At 38.5% G+C, this 21,039-nt stretch carries 21 protein-coding genes and 1 tRNA gene; 5 read left to right on the forward strand and 17 right to left on the reverse strand.

Features of this window, described 5'->3' with window-relative positions; all coding sequences use genetic code 11:
- Positions 1 to 160 precede the first annotated feature (160 nt).
- From LGQ02_RS16930 to LGQ02_RS16945, 4 genes are all read right to left on the reverse strand, one after another.
- A complete protein-coding gene (locus tag LGQ02_RS16930; protein ID WP_319003485.1) occupies positions 161 to 1,615 on the reverse strand; it encodes an ammonia-forming cytochrome c nitrite reductase subunit c552 in 1,455 nt (484 codons plus the stop codon).
- A gap of 29 nt (positions 1,616 to 1,644) precedes the next feature.
- Entirely contained in the window at positions 1,645 to 2,154 is a 510-nt protein-coding gene (locus LGQ02_RS16935; protein WP_226515513.1) for a cytochrome c3 family protein, read from the reverse strand.
- Between the two features lie 650 nt (positions 2,155 to 2,804).
- A tRNA-Ala gene (locus tag LGQ02_RS16940) sits at positions 2,805 to 2,879 on the reverse strand.
- A gap of 215 nt (positions 2,880 to 3,094) precedes the next feature.
- Positions 3,095 to 3,253 (reverse strand): hypothetical protein, encoded by a 159-nt coding sequence (locus tag LGQ02_RS16945; RefSeq protein ID WP_226515514.1) that lies wholly within the window; start codon positions 3,251 to 3,253, stop codon positions 3,095 to 3,097.
- 108 nt (positions 3,254 to 3,361) lie between these two features.
- On the opposite strand from LGQ02_RS16945, the gene LGQ02_RS16950 reads away from it, so the two are divergent.
- Complete coding sequence (locus LGQ02_RS16950; protein WP_226515515.1) at positions 3,362 to 4,372, forward strand: potassium channel family protein; 1,011 nt, start codon at positions 3,362 to 3,364, stop codon at positions 4,370 to 4,372.
- 5 nt (positions 4,373 to 4,377) lie between these two features.
- Here the strand turns inward: LGQ02_RS16950 and LGQ02_RS16955 are convergent, their stop codons facing one another.
- From LGQ02_RS16955 to LGQ02_RS16965, 3 genes are all read right to left on the reverse strand, one after another.
- Positions 4,378 to 4,797 carry a YugN-like family protein gene (locus tag LGQ02_RS16955; protein WP_226515516.1) on the reverse strand — a complete coding sequence of 140 codons (420 nt, stop codon included), beginning with the start codon at positions 4,795 to 4,797 and terminating at the stop codon, positions 4,378 to 4,380.
- A 332-nt stretch (positions 4,798 to 5,129) separates the two neighbouring features.
- The gene (locus tag LGQ02_RS16960) at positions 5,130 to 6,485 is read right to left on the reverse strand and encodes a glucose-6-phosphate isomerase (protein WP_226515517.1); all 1,356 of its coding nucleotides are present in this window, start codon (positions 6,483 to 6,485) and stop codon (positions 5,130 to 5,132) included.
- Positions 6,486 to 6,839: 354 nt separating this feature from the next.
- On the reverse strand, positions 6,840 to 8,006 hold the full coding sequence (locus LGQ02_RS16965; RefSeq protein ID WP_226515518.1) for an iron-containing alcohol dehydrogenase: 1,167 nt from the start codon (positions 8,004 to 8,006) through the stop codon (positions 6,840 to 6,842).
- Between the two features lie 315 nt (positions 8,007 to 8,321).
- Here LGQ02_RS16965 and LGQ02_RS16970 point away from each other — a divergent pair, with 315 nt between their 5' ends.
- Positions 8,322 to 8,549, forward strand: a complete 228-nt coding sequence (locus tag LGQ02_RS16970; RefSeq protein WP_026690818.1) for a DUF378 domain-containing protein — start codon at positions 8,322 to 8,324, stop codon at positions 8,547 to 8,549.
- Between the two features lie 130 nt (positions 8,550 to 8,679).
- On the opposite strand, the gene yugI is transcribed toward LGQ02_RS16970, so the two are convergent.
- Positions 8,680 to 9,108, reverse strand: coding sequence for a S1 domain-containing post-transcriptional regulator GSP13 (yugI, locus tag LGQ02_RS16975; protein ID WP_226515519.1), 429 nt, complete (start codon positions 9,106 to 9,108; stop codon positions 8,680 to 8,682).
- A 210-nt stretch (positions 9,109 to 9,318) separates the two neighbouring features.
- Here yugI and LGQ02_RS16980 point away from each other — a divergent pair, with 210 nt between their 5' ends.
- On the forward strand, positions 9,319 to 10,677 hold the full coding sequence (locus LGQ02_RS16980) for a sodium-dependent transporter (protein ID WP_226515520.1): 1,359 nt from the start codon (positions 9,319 to 9,321) through the stop codon (positions 10,675 to 10,677).
- A 192-nt stretch (positions 10,678 to 10,869) separates the two neighbouring features.
- On the opposite strand, the gene LGQ02_RS16985 is transcribed toward LGQ02_RS16980, so the two are convergent.
- Positions 10,870 to 12,057, reverse strand: a complete 1,188-nt coding sequence (locus tag LGQ02_RS16985; RefSeq protein WP_226515521.1) for an aminotransferase — start codon at positions 12,055 to 12,057, stop codon at positions 10,870 to 10,872.
- A complete protein-coding gene (locus LGQ02_RS16990) occupies positions 12,054 to 12,548 on the reverse strand; it encodes an Lrp/AsnC family transcriptional regulator (RefSeq protein WP_226515522.1) in 495 nt (164 codons plus the stop codon). The genes LGQ02_RS16985 and LGQ02_RS16990 overlap by 4 nt, the downstream gene beginning before the upstream one ends.
- A gap of 184 nt (positions 12,549 to 12,732) precedes the next feature.
- Between LGQ02_RS16990 and LGQ02_RS16995 the strand changes: the two genes are divergently transcribed.
- Positions 12,733 to 13,341 carry a cysteine hydrolase family protein gene (locus LGQ02_RS16995; RefSeq protein ID WP_226515523.1) on the forward strand — a complete coding sequence of 203 codons (609 nt, stop codon included), beginning with the start codon at positions 12,733 to 12,735 and terminating at the stop codon, positions 13,339 to 13,341.
- A 262-nt stretch (positions 13,342 to 13,603) separates the two neighbouring features.
- On the opposite strand, the gene LGQ02_RS17000 is transcribed toward LGQ02_RS16995, so the two are convergent.
- The 7 genes from LGQ02_RS17000 to LGQ02_RS17030 form a co-directional block, all read right to left on the reverse strand.
- On the reverse strand, positions 13,604 to 13,903 hold the full coding sequence (locus tag LGQ02_RS17000; RefSeq protein WP_404802364.1) for a ferredoxin family protein: 300 nt from the start codon (positions 13,901 to 13,903) through the stop codon (positions 13,604 to 13,606).
- Positions 13,885 to 15,180 (reverse strand): FAD-dependent oxidoreductase, encoded by a 1,296-nt coding sequence (locus LGQ02_RS17005; RefSeq protein WP_226515525.1) that lies wholly within the window; start codon positions 15,178 to 15,180, stop codon positions 13,885 to 13,887. The genes LGQ02_RS17000 and LGQ02_RS17005 overlap by 19 nt, the downstream gene beginning before the upstream one ends.
- On the reverse strand, positions 15,173 to 16,213 hold the full coding sequence (locus LGQ02_RS17010; RefSeq protein ID WP_226518356.1) for an electron transfer flavoprotein subunit alpha/FixB family protein: 1,041 nt from the start codon (positions 16,211 to 16,213) through the stop codon (positions 15,173 to 15,175). Before LGQ02_RS17010 ends, LGQ02_RS17005 begins: the two co-directional genes overlap by 8 nt.
- A 2-nt stretch (positions 16,214 to 16,215) precedes the next feature.
- Complete coding sequence (locus LGQ02_RS17015) at positions 16,216 to 17,043, reverse strand: electron transfer flavoprotein subunit beta/FixA family protein (RefSeq protein WP_226515526.1); 828 nt, start codon at positions 17,041 to 17,043, stop codon at positions 16,216 to 16,218.
- Positions 17,044 to 17,587: 544 nt separating this feature from the next.
- Positions 17,588 to 18,376 (reverse strand): ABC transporter permease, encoded by a 789-nt coding sequence (locus tag LGQ02_RS17020; protein ID WP_226515527.1) that lies wholly within the window; start codon positions 18,374 to 18,376, stop codon positions 17,588 to 17,590.
- Positions 18,373 to 19,278 (reverse strand): ABC transporter ATP-binding protein, encoded by a 906-nt coding sequence (locus LGQ02_RS17025; RefSeq protein WP_226515528.1) that lies wholly within the window; start codon positions 19,276 to 19,278, stop codon positions 18,373 to 18,375. The genes LGQ02_RS17020 and LGQ02_RS17025 overlap by 4 nt, the downstream gene beginning before the upstream one ends.
- Positions 19,278 to 19,493, reverse strand: a complete 216-nt coding sequence (locus LGQ02_RS17030; RefSeq protein WP_226515529.1) for a PLD nuclease N-terminal domain-containing protein — start codon at positions 19,491 to 19,493, stop codon at positions 19,278 to 19,280. Before LGQ02_RS17030 ends, LGQ02_RS17025 begins: the two co-directional genes overlap by 1 nt.
- A 283-nt stretch (positions 19,494 to 19,776) precedes the next feature.
- On the opposite strand from LGQ02_RS17030, the gene LGQ02_RS17035 reads away from it, so the two are divergent.
- A complete protein-coding gene (locus tag LGQ02_RS17035; protein WP_226515530.1) occupies positions 19,777 to 21,036 on the forward strand; it encodes a C40 family peptidase in 1,260 nt (419 codons plus the stop codon).
- The last annotated feature ends 3 nt before the right edge of the window (positions 21,037 to 21,039 follow it).

Raw genomic sequence — 21,039 nt, forward strand, 5'->3', positions numbered from 1 at the left:
TTTAACTGTGATATTTCTCACAATTCGTGTTGGCGTTTTTGTGACAAATGTTTATACACTTTATGAATTATTTTAAGAAGGTCCTGATAACGCTTTTATGTTACATGACTACTTTTAAGCTAAAGAAAAGGATGACCCTTATGAGTCATCCTTACCTCTTTTAATTCCCTAACTCTAGAACATTTGGGAAAAAGTCATTGGTCGCATGTTCATGCTTTTTAAATGGATCCTCTTCACTGTATACATCATCTACAACTTTTTCGATCTCTCTTTCAAGCTCTTCCAAATCAACGCCTAATCTTGTTAACTCTGCAATAGCGATTTGAATAGCTTTATTCGATGCATCAGAGGAAGTTCTCATTGCATCCGCTCCACCTTGCGGATTATGGAAACCATCCGAATTTTCTGCAGCAATAATATCCCAGAACCATTGTCCTTTTCTAATATAATGTTGCGCTTCCTCAATACGTTCTTCTTGTGCTCCTGCAGTGATCATTCGATTCACATAATAGTGAGAGCGCACGGAGTGCTCTTGCGTTTCGTGCATCGCTTCTATATGACGATCTTGAATCTCATCTACACGATCCACTAAATCTTGTACTGATTTATCACCATGACAAGATTGGCAGGAACGTTCAACATTATCCATTGGAGACGTCCAATGGTGAGAGGTGATTTTGTTTTTACCATCTGAACGTTCATAAGGCATATGACAGTCTGCACATGATACATCAGCTTTCCCGTGAGGGCCGTAACTCCATAATTCAAATTCAGGGTGTTGAGCTTTTATCATTGGAGCACCTGAAATACTATGAACCCAGTCATAATCAAAGCCTTGCTCAATCGCTTGGTTCTCCTTATACTCAAACATATCTTCAGGTTTTAAGCCGTTGTCCCAAGGGAAAGTCACCTTTTGGTTTTCTGGCTCAAAATAATATTCTACGTGACATTGTGCACATACATAGGTTCGCATATCGTTTTTACTAGCCTCTGTCACATCGACTCCCATACGATCCATTGCATTTGTAAATGAAGGTCGTGTAATTCGCAGATCCATCGTTACAGGGTCATGACAATCGGCACAACCAATTGAAACATGTCCGTGTTCCCCTAATTCTTCTGCTTCTCCACCTTCTCCGTATGCCATCACTCTCGGTACAATTTCTTCTTTAAAGTTCGCTCCCCAATAATCGTCTCCCATTTCATCTAACAATTTAGGAACAGCCGTACTTTTACATGTCATACATGAACCAATTGAGTCATCATTAATACGAGCAATATTCATCGCATCTTCTAATGCGTAAGTATGTCCTCTTGTTTTGTTGTACTCCAACATAAACCCATAATTATGAAATAATATTGGTAAATTTGGTTCGATCTCCTCTACAAACTTAGATGTAGGAGCATCACTTGGTTCCATATTTTTTAAGTAACTTTCATAATGAACCGGAAACTCATCTTTAAATGCACTATTAAGAATTTCATCGGGAGATAAATTTGTCGTTACTCTCTCTTCGCTTTCTTGGTCATCTGGACCACCACACGCTGCCATAACAGCAATGATCAACAAAGCTGATAAAGGTAGGAAGACAAATTTCTTCATTGATATCCCCATCCCTTTTCACCCTTTCCCCTAGCTTCTGATTAACTCCTTGCTTCAACATTCATCGGTTCAAACCAATCATCTGGTTTATACTTACCGCCTCCATGAGGAACCTGTCGGTGACAATCAATACAATTGCCATTTTTCACATCATGAAATTCAACATTTGTAAGTCCAGCTTCATGACAATCGATACAATTTTCATTGATGACTTCTTGCGACTTCGCCTTAGCATGTATGACATCTGGAACATCATTAGCACCGATCGTATTCATGTACATATGACTAAATCCAGCTTGTGCTTTAAATGTCATTTTAGAAACAATGTTATCCCGTGGAGCATGGCAGTCATTACAAGAAAGTGTTGCATGATTAGACTCCATAAATGATTCATATGCGGTATCCATAAGGTGACACGTTGAACAGAATTCTGCTGAGTCTGTTGCCTTCATTGTCTCGGCAGTACCAACAGAAAATACAATACCTAAAAATATTCCCCCTAAGATAAAGAGCAGTGATTTTTTCTTTAACACATTCGCTAACCTTTTCATCCCCCTTCACTCCCTTCGTTCCATATTCACCCTCATTCTACTAAAGTCAAATTGAAATACCTTAAGTGAAATGTGAAGGAATATTGAAGAATTTATTACCAATTTTTGAAGGTTTTTTGTGAAGGGTTTCACAGGCGCGAATTCAATTTTTCACTATTTACAAGGTTGTTTTTGATTTAATTTTGTTTTTGTCATTTCTGTGAACCTTTAGTTTTTTTTAAATATTCACAATTTAAAATCAGGCCATGTAGCTAAAATTATCGACTTCAAACTTACAAAAAATCAATTGAGGTCCAGTTGCGCTTTACTAAAATAAAGAGGAATTCATAAGGAGTGTAACTCAATAAAAGAATAAAGGTGGATAAGATGTGCACAAAAAAGACGCAACTCCTCATTTGATGAGAACTCGCGTCGTTACTAGCTTATTCATGGTGCGTGCCCGCTACGGACACTACAGTGTTTACTTGCTAAGTTGCTTTTTCGACGTAGTGACGTTTACCTAGTTATTGTGCACCCTGCTGGCACTACAATGTTCGCTTGCTTTGGTGATTTTTCGACGTAGTTGCGTTCACCTAGTAATGGTGCACCTCGGGCACTACTATGTTCACTTGCTTTGGTGATTTTTCGACGTAGTTGCGTTCACCTAGTAATGGTGGAGCATAGCGGATTTGAACCGCTGACCCCTTGTCTGCCAGACAAGTGTTCTCCCACTGAACTAATGCCCCATTTTAATTAGCCTACTTAATAACCTGCGACGAGTAACCGCAGGAGCACAGAGTATCAGCTTCGTCGAAATCCCTTCGAGCTGCGACGAGTAACCGCAGGAGCAGTTACTATCGACCAGATTTATATAAATTCTGATAGTACAAAAAAGAGCAAATCAAGTGCATTTTATTTTTGTTCAGCACAAAACCTGCCTTCTTCTCTTTCTATATTCTCGCTAAAAAATGACGAACAATATGTACCATACGATGCCTGCAAAAATCGCAGCGACAAGTCCTGCCCAGACATTTTCTTGAATAATTTTTTTATGTTTAACTGCATCAAATATAATCCATCCGATAAAGATCGTGATCGCAAATGTTAAAGCTCCTAACATCCCCTTCGCCCCTTTCACATCATTAATCGTATCAAAAAAGCGAATGAAATGCACCTAGTTTTGCCAATAATGGTTAGGAGTACGTTTAAGGGTAAAGGAGGGAGCAGAATGTTTCGATCCGACTTTATGGATGAATCAGGCATTAAACTGCCAAGTATTCTTCGTATTAGTGCAATCATCTTTTTTTTAACGTTTATCATTGGAGTTGTCATTCATTTATTAGAACCTGATGCTTTCCCGACTGTTTTTGATGGCCTCTGGTGGTCGATCGTCACAATCTCAACAGTCGGTTACGGTGACTTTGTTCCACAAGGAGTCATTGGGCGTATATTAGGCGTAGTCCTTATCATTTCTGGCATTACACTTTTCTCTCTATTCATTACGGAACTAGCAAGCTCAGCCGTTTCAAACAGAGATAAACGAGAAAAAGGAAGACTTAGTTTTCATCGTTCAGGGCATTTTATTATCGTTGGGTGGAATGAGCGAAGTAAGCAACTACTTAAGCATTTAGTCAATATTTACCCTAAGTCAGAGTTTGTATTAGTCGATGCCACATTGCATGAAATCCCAAAAAACTTTCAACGGTTAAACTTTGTAAAAGGATCACCAATGGTCGATGAAACTTTCAAACGAGCAAACATTAAAGAAGCACACACAATTATTATCACTGCCAATTCACATATTGAAGAAAAAACGGCTGATATGAACACTGTTGTCACACTACTAACAGCGAAAGGAATGAACTCCAGTATCTATTCAATCGTTGAACTTTTGACAAGTGACCAGCAAAAAAATATTGATAGAGCTGGAGCAGATGAAGTGATCGAAAGTTCTAAACAAGTTAGCCTGCTCATGACAAACGGGATCGCTAATCATGGCATGACAGATGTTGTCTCTGAAATGCTGCAACATAAAAAACAAAATCAATTGCAGTTCTCACAGCTTCCGCCTGGGCTCATAGATGCATGCTTTGCAGATGCCATTCATGAACTGCAAAATGAAGATTGTTTTTTATTAGGTATTTTTAGAGATGGTGAGACGATTCTTCATCCCCAAAAATCATCAACATTATTAAAGGGAGATAAGCTAATCTTTTTTATTCGATCATATGAGCATTAATGTTCTTATGGGGAGATTTCCATGTCGTTTATAATCACTTGTTCTAGTTCTTGGACGTATTCTCGCCCTGTATTCACCATTTCTGGAGGGAAAGATGCGTCTTTATCTTCTGGTTCAGAAAACTGATTCACCCATGGACTTGGATCATGAACGTGGTCATCTAATCCATCTTGATATTTATGTGCTAACAAAAATGGTCGCCCTAAACGGACATGAACACCTTTCGTATCAAGTTGTTCACCATCAACAGCAGTAAAAGGTAAGCGCACGTACAAGTACCTCTCACCTTCACCCACTTTATAATCGAAGTAACCGTGATCGTATTCCCAGCCGCCACCGATGACATAACCTAACGGCTTTAACTTTTTCTCTAAATCAATCAGTTTATATTCATTGTTTTCGATTTGTGATGGTACTTCAATCATTGAGATCCCTCCGTTTCATTTATTTGTTAGCATATCCGAAAAAGAAAAATCTATGTTCAGACGTGACCTGAGGTTTTGTTAAAGGTCTATTAGCTTTTGTCCGTGAAAAAATCAATTTGTCCGTGAAAAATTCGTTTTGTCCGTGAGAAATTCGTTTTATCCGTCAAAAAATCAATTTATCAGTGAAAAAATCGTTTTATCCGTCAAAAATTCGTTTTATCCGTGAAAATTGCGCTTTCTCCGTTAGTTAAAATTATTATAATTTAACTTATTACGACTTCTCCAACCTAAGAAAAAAGACACCCTGAGCCAGGATGTCTTTTTCGTGATTATTATTGATTTAATCGTTTTTCTAACTCTGCTTTCTGCTCTTCAAACCCTGGTTTTCCAAGAAGTGCAAACATGTTTTTCTTATACGCTTCTACACCTGGCTGGTCGAATGGGTTTACCCCTAGTAAATAACCACTGATCGCACAAGCTTTTTCAAAGAAGTACACTAAGTAACCGAAGTTGTATTCATCTAGCTCAGGAATGTTTACGATTAAATTTGGTACCCCTCCGTCTAAGTGAGCAAGCATCGTGCCTTCATATGCTTTTTGGTTTACGAATTCCATCGTTTGTCCTGCTAAGTAGTTTAAGTTATCTAAGTTATTCTCTGCTTCTTCAATGTTTACTTGTTCTTTGACAGACTCTACATTAAGAACTGTTTCAAATAAGTCGCGACGTCCATCTTGAACGTACTGGCCTAATGAATGAAGGTCCGTTGAGAAGTCAGCTGCTGCAGGGAAAATTCCTTTTTGGTCTTTTCCTTCACTCTCACCGTATAATTGTTTCCACCATTCTGAAACGTAGTGAAGCGCTGGCTCATAGTTGACCATAAGCTCAACTGTTTTCCCCTTGTTATATAGCGCATTTCGGACAGCCGCATATTGATATGCTTCGTTTTTTGTAAGGTCTGCACCACTATATTCTTCGCGTGCATCAGCAGCACCATTCATCATCGCTTCAATATCAAGTCCTGTAGCAGCAATCGGTAGTAACCCTACTGCAGTCAAGACCGAGAAACGTCCACCTACATCATCTGGAATAACGAAGGACTCATACCCTTCATCGGTTGCAAGTTGCTTTAATGCACCTTTTGCTTTATCAGTTGTTGCATAAATTCGTTTACGCGCTTCTTCAACACCATATTTTTTCTCAACATATTCGCGGAAAATACGGAAAGCAATCGCTGGCTCTGTTGTTGTACCAGACTTTGAAATGACATTAACCGATACATCTTTACCTTCAATCACTTGAAGTAAATGTTTTAAATAAGTTGAGCTGATATTTTGACCGACAAAATAAATTTGTGGCGCTTTACGATCGTCTTTGTTCAACTCATTATAAAAAGAATGTTGTAGTGCCTCAATTGCAGCACGCGCACCTAAGTACGATCCACCAATTCCAATAACAAGAAGTACATCAGAATCAGATTTAATTTTTTCAGCTGATTTTTGGATACGGGAGAACTCTTCTTTGTCATAATTTACAGGTAAATCAATCCACCCTAAAAAGTCACTTCCTGCTCCACTACCGTTATGTAAAGCCTCATGTGCAGCTGTTACTGCATCTTGCATATAGTCGATTTCGTGTTGTGATACAAAACTTGATGCCTTTGAATAATCAAATGATAACGTTTTAGTCATCAGTTCATCTCCTCCATTTTTAGAAACACTAAGTTTTTGGTGAAAACTTAATGCTTTTCTTATATTCGTTATTAACAAATTAAAGAAGTTTAAAGTGTAAACGAATTACTATCATCTTTCACTTTATTAAAACCGAAACCAATAATCAAGCATTCAAGACAATGTAAACGCATTCAATTGTGACATTTTTATTACCTTCATTTTTTGTAGAAAGATGGTGATTATACCTCAACATATGGATTGGTTACTTACTCGTTTTTTCACTTCGCAAGAGCATTAATTTATTACTTCCCTCCATTTTGCAAAAAAAAGCCCTTGAATTGGTGTTAACCAAGTCAAAGGCCATTTTATTCCTTATAATGATGCCTTTAGAATGGAAAGAACATCCTCTTTTTTTAACTTATTAAAGTTTCCGAATTCCCCATTTGCCATCGCTTTATCTGCCATTGTGTCTAATTGACTGTCATCAATATCGTAATCAGCGAGACGGCTCGGGGCACCTAAGCTAGACCAGAACTGTTCAAGACGCTGAATCCCTTCTTCTGCTACTTCCTGATTTGACTTACCTTCAGGCTCAACTCCCCAAACACGAGTAGCTAAGTTAACGAGCTTACGTTCACCTAATTCTTTATGGTGACGCATCCACTGCGGGAAGAGAATCGCTAAGCCACCTGCGTGTGGAATATCATACACCGCAGACACCGCATGCTCAATGTTATGAGAAGCCCAATCTCCTCTTGTTCCCATTTGTAATGTTCCGTTTAAAGCAATCGTTCCAGAGTAAAGAATCGTTTCACGAAGCTCTATATCTTCTAAGTTTTCCATTAGTTTCGGACCTGCTTCAATCACTGTTTTTAATACTGCTTCACACATGTGCTCTTGAAGTGGTGTGTTCGTTTGTTGGTGGAAATATTGTTCGAAAACGTGAGACATCATATCGACGACGCCATAAGCCGTATGATCTTTCGGTACGGTTACTGTATTTTTCGGATCCAAGATAGAGAATTTAGGAAAAACATGTGGGCTTCCCCATCCATACTTCTCGTGCGTTTCCCAATTTGTAATAACAGATCCTGCGTTCATTTCTGAACCTGTCGCTGCTAATGTTAAAATCGTTCCAAATGGAAGAGCCTCTTTAGGGATTGCCTTCTTCGTTACTAAATCCCATGCATCACCATCGAATGTTGCACCTGCTGCAATTGCCTTCGTGCAATCAATCACGCTACCTCCACCAACTGCAAGAAGTACATCAATTTCTTCTGTTTTACAAATGTCTACTCCTTTATGTACGGTTGAAAGGCGAGGATTTGGTTCTACACCAGGTAATTCACTTACTTGAAACCCACCATCATTCAGTAACTGTATGACTTCTTCATAAAGCCCGTTTCTTTTAATACTGCCTCCACCATAAACAAGAAGCACCTTTTTTCCGTAAGGTTTTAACTGTTCAACTAATTGCTCTTTCACTTGTCCTTGACCAAAAATCAGTCGTGTTGGATTTTGATAAATAAAGTTATCCATAAATAGAACTCCCCCTTGTCATTTTTTCTTCTTCATTAGTATTATCTCGCAGACGTTCAAGAAAAATCAAAAGTTAGGCACAAACAATCACAATGAAACCACTTTTTAAGCACCACAATCATTACCAATTAATACCAGGTTCCAGGCACCTGGTATTAATTGGTAATACAAACCAGGATCTTTGCATTTATTCGTTGATAAAAAAGTTTTTTCTAAAACATGCATAAAGATTGCATAGAAATATCATTCTAAAATCAGGAGCTTGTTTTTGCTTCTGTATTATGATTTTACCCCTTATAAGGAGGTGAGGAGTGCATGAGCGGTATACAACGAACAGCCCTTGTACTTGCGATTATCGGAGCGGTAAACTGGGGATTGATTGGTTTCTTCCGTTTTGATCTTGTCGCTGCGATTTTCGGTGGTCAAGCTGCTGGATTTTCCCGCTTCATCTATGCCCTTGTAGGATTGGCAGGGTTATATTGTATCTCCATCTTATTTAAACCAGATGAAGAACTAGAGAGAAGTCCAGAACCACAGAGGTAAGATGATGTTGTAATCACTCTTTCAGTTTAGATGAAACCATTCGAATGCTTCCATTCGAACTGAAAAAAAGAAAGAGGTAGCTCACATACGAGCTGCCTCTTTGTCGTTTCAGTATTTGGACTGAAGTCGCTTATTTTTTGATGCGTTTGTTAAGATCTTGTTGGATCTCGTTAGACTGTTTTAACCAACCTTTTAATTTCTCTTCAAGTGTGTTAAAACCTTGAGCTTGTTGTTGCTCTTGGCGTTTGCCACCGCCACCGCCACCTTGACGCTTTGGACGATCTTGACGTGGTTTGCGCTCTTCGCTTTCAGGCTTTGGCTGTGTCTCACGAATCGAAAGTGAAATTTTTCCTGACTCTTCATCTACAGAAAGAACCTTCACTTTCACTTCATCACCAACAGAAAGATGTTCATTAATATCCTTCACGAAACCGTGAGCGATATGAGAAATATGAACAAGACCTTGCTTATTATTGTCTAACGCAACAAATGCACCAAACGGCTTAATACCAGTCACTTTACCTTCAACGACACTACCTACTTCATATTGACTTGACATGAAAACAACTCCTAAATATTTTTTAACTCGTCTATTATATCATATGTTTGTCACTGTGACAAAAACCACTTATATTTTATCCAATTCTATCTTACAGATATTCATTACGTGTTTCTCCACCTTTTGATCAAACACCGTTGACATTGATAATGCAACGCTTTATAGTAGTGAATTACATATAAAAATCATTCATTTAAGGAGGGAAAAATTTTGGGACAAAAACAACAAGAACAATGGACATCCAAGCTCGGCTTTATATTGGCTGCAGCTGGCTCAGCTATTGGCTTAGGTGCAATATGGAAACTTCCATATGTCGCAGGAACCAGTGGTGGCGGTGCTTTCTTTCTAATATTTTTATTATTTACAATCTTCTTAGGCCTACCACTGTTACTCGCTGAGTTTACAATTGGTCGTCATACACAAAAAGAAGCAGTTTCTGCTTACCGAACAATTGCTCCAGGAAGCTTTTGGCACTGGATCGGAAAATTAGGGGTAGGTACGTCATTTCTTTTGCTTTCTTTTTATAGTGTTGTCGGTGGATGGATCGTTATTTATTTAGCTCGTTCCTTTACCCAAGGGGTTCAAGGACTAGAAGTTAATCAATTTGGGCAAATGTTTGAAGAAACGATAAGTAACCCTTTTTTAGTCGTCTTTGCACATTTCATTTTCCTTCTCATGACAATCCTTGTCGTTCAAGGTGGTGTTCAAAAGGGGATTGAACGTTTTTCTAAAATCATGATGCCGGCCTTATTTATTTTATTTTTAATTATTGTGATTCGGTCTGTCACATTAGAAGGAGCTAGTGAAGGAATTCAGTTCTTCCTCATGCCCGACTTTTCTTCAATTACTGGAGAAACAATTCTTTTCGCACTCGGTCAAGCATTTTTCGCACTTAGTCTTGGGGTCTCCATTATGGTCACATATAGCTCCTATTTAAAATCTGGAGAAAGCTTACCGAAATCTGCGGTTTCAATCGTAAGTTTAACGATTTTTATTTCTTTGTTAGCAGGATTAGCGATTTTTCCAGCCGTCTTCTCCTTTGGATTAGAACCTGCTGAAGGTCCACCGCTTATTTTTATCGTGTTACCAGCTGTATTTAGTAGTATTCCACTAGGAAATATCTTTTTCATTTTATTTATGTCGTTATTACTGTTTGCAACATTAACATCCGCCTTTTCACTGTTAGAGATGGTTGTTGCATCGATTACGAAAAATGATGCAGCGAAACGAAAAAAAGCGACATGGGTAGCTGGTATTCTTATTTTTATTATGGGGATTCCATCAGCGCTATCCTTCGGTGTTATGAGTGGTGTAAGCTTTTTCGGTCATTCATTTTTTGATCTAATGGACTTTCTCGTCAGTAATGTCATGCTTCCACTAGGCGCACTACTTATTGCAATTTTCACACCGCTAAAGTTAAAAAAAGATGCGCTTTATGAAGAAATGAGAAGGGGTTCATCATTAAAGCGAGTCATGTTTGATATTTGGTACATTCTTATAAAATATGTGACTCCTATTGCGATTATCATCGTATTCTTACACGTTCTTGGAGCATTCGATTTGTTTTAAATCCCAAAATTTCCAGGTGCCAGGCACCTGGAAATTTTTGTTTACTTCTTCATCTTTACTTCGTTTTATTTGAATGTATAAGACAATAAAAAAGGGCAATACTATGTTTGTATACAACCTAGTATTCCCCCTTTCGGCAAAGTGGAGCATTTTTAGCGACACTTTGCTTTTTTCTTTTATCCACGTTGACGGTTATCGTTTTTTCATGTCAGTTAACAGCTGACTGATCCTATCGATGGCTTCCTCTAATTGACTCATTGATGTCGCATAGGAACAGCGAAGATGTCCTGCTCCACCTGCACCGAATACATCTCCAGGTACAGCTGCGACTTGTTTTTCTAATAAGAGTTTTTCTGCAAATTGTTCGGAAGTTAACCCCGTCTCTTTTATCGATGGGAATGCGTAAAAAGCTCCTCCTGGCATAGGGCACTCCAAACCTATTTCACTCAATGATTGAACAAAAAAGTTTCGTCGCTGCCTGTAACTTACAATCATCTCATTCATTTCATCTCTCCCGTGCAATAAGGCTTCCAATGCGGCATGCTGTGCCATCGTTGAAGCGCACATCATCGAAAATTGATGAATTTTCAGCATTTCTTTTGCGTATAACTCTGGGGCTGTCACAAAGCCAACTCTCCACCCTGTCATCGCAAAAGATTTAGAAAACCCTGAGATTAAAATCGTTCGATCCCGCATACCTTCAAGAGCAGGGATGCTGATATGTTCATCATCATATGTGAGCTCAGCATAAATTTCGTCAGAATAAACGACTAAATCATGCTTTTTTACAACACTGGCTACAGATTCTAACTCAGCCTTGTTCATCGTTGCTCCTGTTGGGTTATTCGGATAAGAAATCAATATGCCTTTTGTTTTTGACGTCACTCGTTTTTCAATTTCTTCAGGCAATACTTTAAAATCGTCTTCAATTTTTGTCGGAACAGGAATAGGATTCCCTCCTGCTAAAGTTACGACTGGGGCATAAGAAACAAAACATGGTTCAACAATCAATACTTCATCCCCAGGGTCTATCGTTGAACGAATGGCTAAATCGATCCCTTCACTGGCTCCAACGGTTACAACGATTTCACTTTCTGGATTGTAATGGGTATGAAAACGTTCAGTTAAATAATCCGCAATTGCTTCACGAAGTTCAATCATTCCAGCATTTGCTGTATAAGAGGTATGCCCTCTTTCTAGTGAGGAAATACTTGCTTCTGTCACGTTCCACGGTGTTGAAAAATCAGGTTCCCCAACTCCTAATGATATGACATTATCCATCGTTGAAGCTAAATCAAAGAAACGCCGAATTCCTGAAGGCTGAATCTTTTTAACGACTTGTGATAATTTTGGTTGATGAGCTTTATTTGAGACAGTCATGGCGAGACAACGATCCGTTGATCTGTTTCATTTTCTTCAAAAATAACGCCGTCATGTTTATATTTTTTTAATTGAAAATGGGTTGTTGTTGATAATACTGAATCAAGTGTTGAAAGCTTTTCAGAAACGAACCTTGCAATTTCAGACATTGTCTCTGCTTCAATGACTACAGACAAATCATATGTACCGGACATTAAGTACAAGGCTTTTACTTCTTTAAACTTGTAAATTCTTTCTGCCACTCCGTCAAAGCCAACTCCTCTTTTCGGTGTCACTTTTACATCGATCATCGCTGTTACACTTTCGTTCGGGTTAACCTTCTCCCAATCAACAATTGCCGAATAACCTGCGATTACTTTTTTCTTTTCCAATGAATTCATCATCGTTGTAACTTCTTCTACCGATAAGGCTAGCATTTTGCTTAATTTTTCAACCGGTAAGCGGCCTTCTTTCTCTAATAAATGTAGTAATTCTTTTTCTTTCTCCGTCATAAAAACACTCCTCAAGTTTGATATTCCTCTTATCGGGAACACTTATCGTGATTCACTTTTTTTTAGTTTAACGTGTATTTTACACAAACGAGCAAGAATATTCTAGAGTCGATTTGTGCAATTTCAACGATGTAACATTTATTCCATTACAAAATTTTTCAAGGCATAAGGAGATGTGTTCCCCATGAATGAAAATAAAAACCCTCATGTTGTTGAATATCAACATGTCGCTTTATTACTAATTGATGTCATTAACGATTATAGCTTTGACGATGGTGAAAAGTTATATCGATATGCAAAACCAATGACACAAAAAATTGCCAAACTAAAAAAGCGGGCAAAAGCGCTGAATATTCCAGTTTTATACATAAATGATAACTACGGAAGATGGCAGTCTGACTTTGAGAAGTTAGTGGAACACTGCAAAAGAGAAGATAGTCGTGGAAAAGACTTAGTGGAATTAATCGAGCCTGCAGAAGATGATTACTTTGTCTTAAAACCACAGTTTTCTGCGTTTTTCCAAACGCCGTTAGAGCTTTTACTCGAATATTTAAATGTAAAGACACTCATTATTACTGGGGTAGCAGGGAATATGTGTGTCCAATTTACAGCGAATGATGCTTATATGCGTGGGTTCAATTTATATACCCCAAATGACTGTGTCGCCTCGAATAACCCAGACGACAATATTAAAGCCCTTGACTTAATGGAACATGTCTTAAAAGCAGACATCACTACTTCTGATAAGCTTGATTTAGAAAAAATAAAATATGAATGGTGTGAGTCTATATAAGACCCACACCATTATCACATGTCAGAATTTTCTATCTTTTACTATATCTATTTACTATCTTTGAAAATTCGGATATAATTCCTATAACGATAGTGTTAAAGTTTATAACTTTGCCATATCTTCCACACTTTTTTCCAAACCCCCTTAAGGACATGTTCCTCAAGGGCTTTTTTTTTATCGTTAATGATTTCTACCACATATGATTATAAAAACTACACTTTAGCCGATCGCCATTGACGATTGGAGATTAGCCAATTTCTTTTTATGCCAAGCGGAAAACGATCCCGTGACCACCTTTTGGATACTCCCATTTAATATTATCAAATGGGCATCCGATTCTACAGCTACCACATTCATGACAACCTTCAAAGCCGACAAACATTCGATCTACTTCCCACTTATACACTTCTGCTGGACAAAAAATCGTACAGTCCTTATCTGGACATTGATCTTTACATACGTCATGACTTCTAATCTCTAAGTGAGATTTCGTGTCACAATTAAAACGGACGAGGTACTGTTTTTCTTCAACAGTTGTTGCCATTATTTCATCACCCTCCATGCGCGATATAGGTCTTTCGCTACGCCAACCTTCCCTTTACCAGCAGTGAACTTTTCAATAATCTTCTTCTGTTTTTCCCGCTTTGGCGTCCCATCTACAGTAAAGAACGAGTTCATCGCTTGGTTCATTAGTGGTACATACTCTTCAAAATATTGAGGGTTTTCTTCAAATGTGTGTGTCACATCTTTATATTTCTTCAAATCTTTACCGATAAAGCTGTCATATAAGTCAGTACGATAAGAATCTAATGTTCTTTCGGTGAAATCACCTAGTTCTTTCGCTTGTAAAATTGTTTCTGCTGCCATTTTTCCTGAAGACATCGCCATATTCGAACCTTCGCGGTGGATCGCATTGACAAGTTGTGCCGCATCACCTGCTACAATAACGCCATTTCCGACAAGCTTCGGAATCGCTTTATAGCCACCTTCTGGGATTAAATGAGCTAAATATTCTTGTGTCTCACTGTCTTTAATATAAGGCTTGATCATCGGATGGTTTTTCACATACTCAAGCAAATCATAAGGTTTCATCTTTTTCTTAATCATCGCTGACAAAGTTGTTCCCACACCAATGTTTAGACTATCTTTGTTTGTATATAAAAATGCGGTTCCTAGCGATCCTTTTGTAGAATCTCCAAAAATCTCAACAGAGACCCCTTCATCGTCGTTCACATTAAAGCGTTCATTAATGGTTTTTTTCGGAAGCTTTAATACTTCCATTACTGTTAATGCAACTTCATCTGGTTTCCATTCATTATGAAATCCTAGTTTTTTCGCAAGCAAGGAGTTAACACCGTCTGCTAACACAACGACATCAGCGTAAATATCTCCATCTGGGCGGTCAGTACGAACCCCTACGACACGATCTTCTTCTACAAGACATTCTGTTACCACTGTCTCATTAATTAAAACCGCCCCTTGTTCAACCGCTTTTGATGCAAACCATTTATCGAATTTTGCTCTTAAAACGGTAAAGTTATTAAAAGGTTCTTTGCCCCATTCCAATCCTTTATAACTTGTTGTTACCATCGATTCTTTATCTAAAAACCAAAAACGTTGTTCAACAACCGGACGCTCAAGCGGAGCTTCTTTCCAAAACTCAGGAATAATTTCTTCCATCTGTTTTCTATATAATATTCCACCCATGACGTTTTTGGCACCAGGATATTCTCCTCGTTCAATTAATAACACTTTTAAACCATTTTTTGCACAAGTATATGCACAACTAGTTCCAGCAGGTCCAGCTCCAACAACGATCACGTCAAATTTTTCAGGCATGACTCGTAACACCTCCAGCTTCGGATTCACTCTGTAACGCTTTACGGAATTCTTCCGTTAACATTGGGACGATTTCAAAAGCATCTGCGACAACTCCGTGGTGAGCTGCATTGAATATCGCGGCATCCGGGTCATTATTGATCGCAATAATTAGTTCCGAGTTTTGCATTCCAACAACGTGTTGTACCGCTCCTGAAATTCCAATCGCGATGTAGATTTTTGGTGTCACTGTCGCACCTGTCTGCCCTACTTGATGCTCATGTTTACAAAGTCCCGCTTCAACAACATCTCTGCTAGCGCCGACTGTCGCATTAAGTACCTCTGCTAATTCTTTAACCATTTGGAAGCCTTTTTCATCTTTGACTCCTTTACCGGCTGCTACGATGACATCTGCCTCTTCTAAATTCACCGCTTTTTTCGCATTGCGGACGATATTTAACACTTTCGTTCTTAAGTCCTCTTCTTTGAGTGTAATCGTTTCTTCGATCACCTCACCTGTTCTACCTGGCTGAGGCTCTGGTTTTGCGATGACCTTCGGTCGAACTGTCGCCATCTGCGGGCGGTGTTTTTTACAAAGGATCGTCGCCATAATGTTACCACCAAAAGCTGGTCTGCTTGCTTCGAATAGGCGTTTTTCTACGTTTACATCTAGAAGCGTCGTATCAGCTGTAAGACCACTCATAACTTCTGTTGCTACCGCACTTGCTAAATCCTTCCCGTTTGCAGTAGCCCCATATAGAAAAATTTCCGGTTTATATTTTCGAACGAGATCACCAACTGCTTTCATATACGTTTCTGTTCGGTATTGTTCAACAACTGGGTCATCGATGACATAAACTTTGTCTGCACCATGTTCAAACAATGTTGATGATAAGTCTTTTACACCATTCCCTAATAAGACACCGCAAAGCTCAACTTCCAACTTGTCTGCAAGGTCACGACCTGCTCCTAAAAGCTCTAAGCCAACATCGACAAGTTTCCCATCTCTCTGTTCAATAAATACCCAGACGCCTCTGTACTCATCAAGATTCATCATTACTTCCCACCGCCTTTCACTTCAAAGAGCTCTCTTTTCTCAAGTAAAATATTTAACACTTCTTTTGTTTGCTCTTTTGCATTCCCAGCGATCATTTCTGCTCCGTCACTTTTCTCTGGAGGCCACATCTTCCCTACAATTGTCGGTGAACCTTTTAATCCAAGCTGTTTAATGTCAACATCATCTAAGTCATCGACGGTCCAAACAATTGGCGAATACCGCGCTGCACGAAGCATATTTGGTAACGGTGAGTAAGCAACCTCATTTATTTCTTTTTCTATCGTTAATAGACACGGTAATGTCGATTGAATTTGCTCATATCCATCTTCTATTTTTCTACGAACGACTATTTTTTGACCAGTTAGGTCGACCTCTTCTACTTTGATGACATTTGTAAGAGGCGGAATGACCATTCGTCTTGCAATCCCAGGTCCAACTTGCCCGGTATCCCCGTCAATTGCATGTTTTCCACATAACACTAAGTCAATGCCTTCTAACTTCATCAACTTTTCAATCGCTTTAAATAACGCATAACTTGTCGCTAACGTATCCGCACCAGCAAAACGTCGATCTGAAATCAAGTAACCTTCATCTGCACCAATTTCCACACACTTTTTAATCGCTTCCTTTGCTTGCGGTGGACCCATCGAAAGAACAGTCACTTTGCCACCATGAATTTCCTTAAGTCTTACCGCTTCCTCAACAGCGTGAGCATCATATGGATTCAATATAGCTGGTGCACTTGAGCGATCCAGCGTATTTGTCTTCGGGTTGACTTTAATGATCTTTGTATCAGGCACTTGCTTAATACATACGAGAATATTCATTTTGTTCCCCCACCCTCTTTCACTGAATTCATGAAACTATGAAATTTGTCGTACGTGAAAAATGACAACGCACTTTATTTGTGAAAGTATTCACTAATACATATGCACTTGTTTTTGTTCAATAATTCACGTAGTAAGATAAAAAATAAATGACTTTTTTTAAAAAACAAATTGATCACTTGGTTCTTATAAAAAGTGTAATGTGGAAAAAATGATGGCTAGAGTATTTTGTGGTGCTCCCCATAAAGATTGTGAGTAATGAACCTCCCCTCATTCACTTCTTCACGTCAGTAGAATTTTAGAAATGCTTTCATTCTATTTCTCTTTTTTATATCCCCATTATTCAGAAAGCGATTTCATACTTTATTTATATCAAAAAAAATATCATGTAACAACCTCTAAAATGAGAGTTTTCCAAATAGACAAAATTTTTTAACATTTAAAATATCAGGATACTTTTTATATAAATATGTTTAAAAAACTGAAATGATGACCCTTAACCTTCTTGTTCACAAAATTGTCAAGGACCTGGTCCCTGACAATTTTATGTCGTATGGATGGCCATTTCTTTTCGTTGAAAGACGTAACATGTGAATGTCATCATGGTGATTATGATTAAAACCGTGACCAAAATGCTTAGTAAAAAAAACTCTCCTACGCCACCTGTATGAAACATCAGTTGAGTATGATCCATAAGCATACCTGGCGACCACCTCATCAAGTCTGGAACAAAGCTACTTAACAAATTGAGAACAATTGTGACACCGATACTAATAAATGCAGTTGCTGCGGTACTTTTTAATAAAGCACTTAAACAAAGAACAAGCGTTACAATAAAGAGGATCCATAAACTGTAAATGAGCATACCCTTTATAACATCCGAAGCTGCTACCGGCTCAATTAACAAAAACGTATAATACACAGATAATCCAAACCCAACGATAAATGAGCTTAACGCAAGAAGAGTCATGTGTGCCCATTTAGCTGTTAAATATGAAACATACGAAACTGGCTTCACAAGGACCATAATAATGCTGCCATTATTTCGCTCTGAAGCAACCGTCCCCATAAATGCTAAAACAAGTACAAGTAGACCGATTTGGCTAAACTGCCCTAACGTTTCTGCTAATACTTGTGGTCCCGTTGGAAGAGGGATATTAATAACTGCTCCATCAGGAAGTCCACCAAAGTTTTCAAGAATATCTGGTAAAAAATATGAGGTAACTGGCTGCATGATGCCTAATAATAGGAAAACTAGTGGGATCCAAACCCACTTAAAATTTCGTACCGATTCTTTGATTTCTTTTTTAAACAATGTCATCCACTGATTCATGATTTTGTCACCCTCATAAACAAGTCCTCTAATGTTGTTTTAACAACTTCAAATTTAACAATCTTTAATTGCTGAAGTTTCTCATCAGATAAAAGGAGCGTTCTCGCTCGGTCAATTTCATCAACTGTTATTGTTGCTTTGCGCTCGTCCACGTTTATATGCCTAACCCAATCTGCATTCTCAATAGAATATGACCACTTCCGAAGTGGCTCTTCCGTTTCAATATAAAAAGTCGGCTGTTGATGTTCAGATTGTAAAGTATGAAGGCCCCCATCAACGATGACTTTTCCTTTTTTCATAATGAAAATCTCTTCACATACTTCTTCAGCATCATGTAACACATGTGTTGAAAAAAGAATCGATGTTTTCTTTTTTAACTTTTTCATTAAATCAAGAACTTCTCTTCGGCCAATAGGATCTAAGGCTGAAACTGGTTCATCAAGAATAACGAGTTTCGGATCATGTACGAGTGCTTGAGCGATTCCTAACCTTTGTTTCATACCACCTGAGTATCCTTGAATTCTCTTTTTCTTCGCGTCTTCTAGTCCAACAAGTGCTAACAATTCTTCACTTTTTCTCTTCGTTTCTTCCTTTGACTTCCCACCAAGTTGCCCTGAATACATTAAGTATTCTTCACCCGTCATCCAGCCGTAAAACTTTGGGTATTGTGGTAAATAGCCTATATACTTGCGTCGATCCCCTTGGTAGCGAGGATCAAACGTAATGGCTCCTTCTGTTGGTTGCATAAGACCCGTTAGCATGTTTAATGTCGTTGATTTTCCCGCTCCATTTGGCCCTAATAGCGCAGTACAAACCCCTTCTTTTATTGTAAGGTTCATATTTTCAACAGCTGTTGTTCCTTTAAACGACTTTGATAATTGGTGAGTCTCAATTAAACTCATTAGTCATTTCTCCTCCCGAAAATAAAGTACAGAATAGGTCCTAGGAGGTTGATAAAAACAATAATTAAAATCCACACCCATTGGGGGCCACGCGTATTGTTATGTTTAAAACAATCAACAAGTGCTACTGCTGCTAAAATAAGTTGAATAACAAGAATCGGTGCAAGTAGCCCCCACGGCACATTTGCTAATTCTTCTAAGAATCCTTCGTTCATCGTTTTCTCCTTTCATAGAAAAAGCTTTTTCTATATCATTAGCTGTAACACTTATATTTACGTATTCCTTCTATTATCGTTTCACCTTCTTCACAAATAAATGTTCACAAAATTGTTGGGGACCTGGTCCCCAACAATTTTGTGAACATTTAGGACATATTCTTCTAACGAATGATAAAAAATAAGTCTAAAGGATTCTTTCTTTTTACTTACTATATCGGTAAAATGGATAGTAATTGGCATTTTAGCTCCCATTTACCGTACGAATGAGGAAGGTATAACGATGCGAACAATAATAGCAGTTTTTGCACTTTTCCTTTTATTTATGCCAGCATACGAAGCTATAAACATTGTCTATGACGAAACGAATGACGCTTTTCTCTCGATCGAAGACCACTCTTATCATCACCATGCCCAAAAAGTGCTCGACAGCCCATTTAAACTAAATGGAACAACACCGAAAGAAGGTTTCTCTTCAGGAACGCTTGTTCAATATTTGTTCCGTGAAGTTGAAGGAGTGCTGCTTTCTAGACGTGTTGAACTGCAGCGCGAGCTTGGGGAGCACGTTTCCACTCAGGAGTTACAAGAAGGCGACTTACTGTTTTTCAAAGGAGAGAAAGGGTTATTCTCGGCTGTTTATTTAAATAATGACGAGTTCATTGTTGCCACTCGCCATGGTGTTGAGCTTAGGAGCCTCACTAGAAATAACTCATACAAAAAGAGGTTCCTTGAAGCAAGAAGGTTATCTGAAGAGGAAAAAAAGAGGCTTTCTCCTTCCACTTATAAAAACCATGACCATCCAGCAATAAGAGAAGCATTGCGCATGCTCCATCGTCCATATCTTTTAACTGGGGACACCTTAGCCGCATTTGATTGCTCTTTTTTAGTGCAACATGCCTTTGAAGAATTGAATGTTCATCTGCCTCGCATAACTTACCAGCAATGGAAAGTAGGGAAAGAAATACCTTTAGACGACGCTAAACCAGGGGATGTTCTTTATTTTTCTGGTACATGGCAAGAAGGGATTTCCCACACCGGTATTTACTTAGGTGACAACTATTTTATCCATGCTAGCGCTGAAGAAGGAGAAACAACCATCTCCTATTTAGGTGACGCATGGATGAAACATTTTACGGGCGTGAAGCGATTCGATCATATACAGCTGAATGTAAACGACCCTATCATTGGTACGGCCTCAACACTACTGAACCTGCCATACACGAAAAATGGGGAAAAACCAGATCAAGGATTTAACTATTCTGGACTTACGTACTACATCATGAAACAACATGACCGTAATTTCCCTCGTACTGCAAAAAAACAGTGGAAATATGGTGCCCCTGTAAAGCTTGGCGAAGAACAAACAGGAGATATTTTTTTCTTTGAATCAGACAAAGGTTATATACTACCAGCTCTTCACTTAGGAGATGGACAATTACTTGTCGTTCGAAAAGATGAAGGCGTATCAATCGTCGATCCACGGTTTAGTTACTATTGGTCATATGAACGATTAAAAGGCATTCGAACATATGAAAGGGATTAAGTA

This window comes from Bacillus shivajii, from assembly GCF_020519665.1.
Classification (GTDB): domain Bacteria; phylum Bacillota; class Bacilli; order Bacillales; family Salisediminibacteriaceae; genus Bacillus_CA; species Bacillus_CA shivajii.

Excerpts from the sequence above, each read along its gene's own strand:
- LGQ02_RS16930 (WP_319003485.1), bottom strand. The coding sequence starts at position 1,615 with ATGGGGATATCAATGAAGAAATTTGTCTTCCTACCTTTATCAGCTTTG.
- LGQ02_RS16935 (WP_226515513.1), bottom strand. The coding sequence starts at position 2,154 with ATGAAAAGGTTAGCGAATGTGTTAAAGAAAAAATCACTGCTCTTTATC.
- LGQ02_RS16945 (WP_226515514.1), bottom strand. The coding sequence starts at position 3,253 with ATGTTAGGAGCTTTAACATTTGCGATCACGATCTTTATCGGATGGATT.
- LGQ02_RS16950 (WP_226515515.1), top strand. The coding sequence starts at position 3,362 with ATGTTTCGATCCGACTTTATGGATGAATCAGGCATTAAACTGCCAAGT.
- LGQ02_RS16955 (WP_226515516.1), bottom strand. The coding sequence starts at position 4,797 with ATGATTGAAGTACCATCACAAATCGAAAACAATGAATATAAACTGATT.
- LGQ02_RS16960 (WP_226515517.1), bottom strand. The coding sequence starts at position 6,485 with ATGACTAAAACGTTATCATTTGATTATTCAAAGGCATCAAGTTTTGTA.
- LGQ02_RS16965 (WP_226515518.1), bottom strand. The coding sequence starts at position 8,006 with ATGGATAACTTTATTTATCAAAATCCAACACGACTGATTTTTGGTCAA.
- LGQ02_RS16970 (WP_026690818.1), top strand. The coding sequence starts at position 8,322 with ATGAGCGGTATACAACGAACAGCCCTTGTACTTGCGATTATCGGAGCG.
- yugI (WP_226515519.1), bottom strand. The coding sequence starts at position 9,108 with ATGTCAAGTCAATATGAAGTAGGTAGTGTCGTTGAAGGTAAAGTGACT.
- LGQ02_RS16985 (WP_226515521.1), bottom strand. The coding sequence starts at position 12,057 with ATGACTGTCTCAAATAAAGCTCATCAACCAAAATTATCACAAGTCGTT.
- LGQ02_RS16990 (WP_226515522.1), bottom strand. The coding sequence starts at position 12,548 with ATGACGGAGAAAGAAAAAGAATTACTACATTTATTAGAGAAAGAAGGC.
- LGQ02_RS16995 (WP_226515523.1), top strand. The coding sequence starts at position 12,733 with ATGAATGAAAATAAAAACCCTCATGTTGTTGAATATCAACATGTCGCT.
- LGQ02_RS17000 (WP_404802364.1), bottom strand. The coding sequence starts at position 13,903 with ATGGAGGGTGATGAAATAATGGCAACAACTGTTGAAGAAAAACAGTAC.
- LGQ02_RS17005 (WP_226515525.1), bottom strand. The coding sequence starts at position 15,180 with ATGCCTGAAAAATTTGACGTGATCGTTGTTGGAGCTGGACCTGCTGGA.
- LGQ02_RS17010 (WP_226518356.1), bottom strand. The coding sequence starts at position 16,213 with ATGAATCTTGATGAGTACAGAGGCGTCTGGGTATTTATTGAACAGAGA.
- LGQ02_RS17015 (WP_226515526.1), bottom strand. The coding sequence starts at position 17,043 with ATGAATATTCTCGTATGTATTAAGCAAGTGCCTGATACAAAGATCATT.
- LGQ02_RS17020 (WP_226515527.1), bottom strand. The coding sequence starts at position 18,376 with ATGAATCAGTGGATGACATTGTTTAAAAAAGAAATCAAAGAATCGGTA.
- LGQ02_RS17025 (WP_226515528.1), bottom strand. The coding sequence starts at position 19,278 with ATGAGTTTAATTGAGACTCACCAATTATCAAAGTCGTTTAAAGGAACA.
- LGQ02_RS17030 (WP_226515529.1), bottom strand. The coding sequence starts at position 19,493 with ATGAACGAAGGATTCTTAGAAGAATTAGCAAATGTGCCGTGGGGGCTA.
- LGQ02_RS17035 (WP_226515530.1), top strand. The coding sequence starts at position 19,777 with ATGCGAACAATAATAGCAGTTTTTGCACTTTTCCTTTTATTTATGCCA.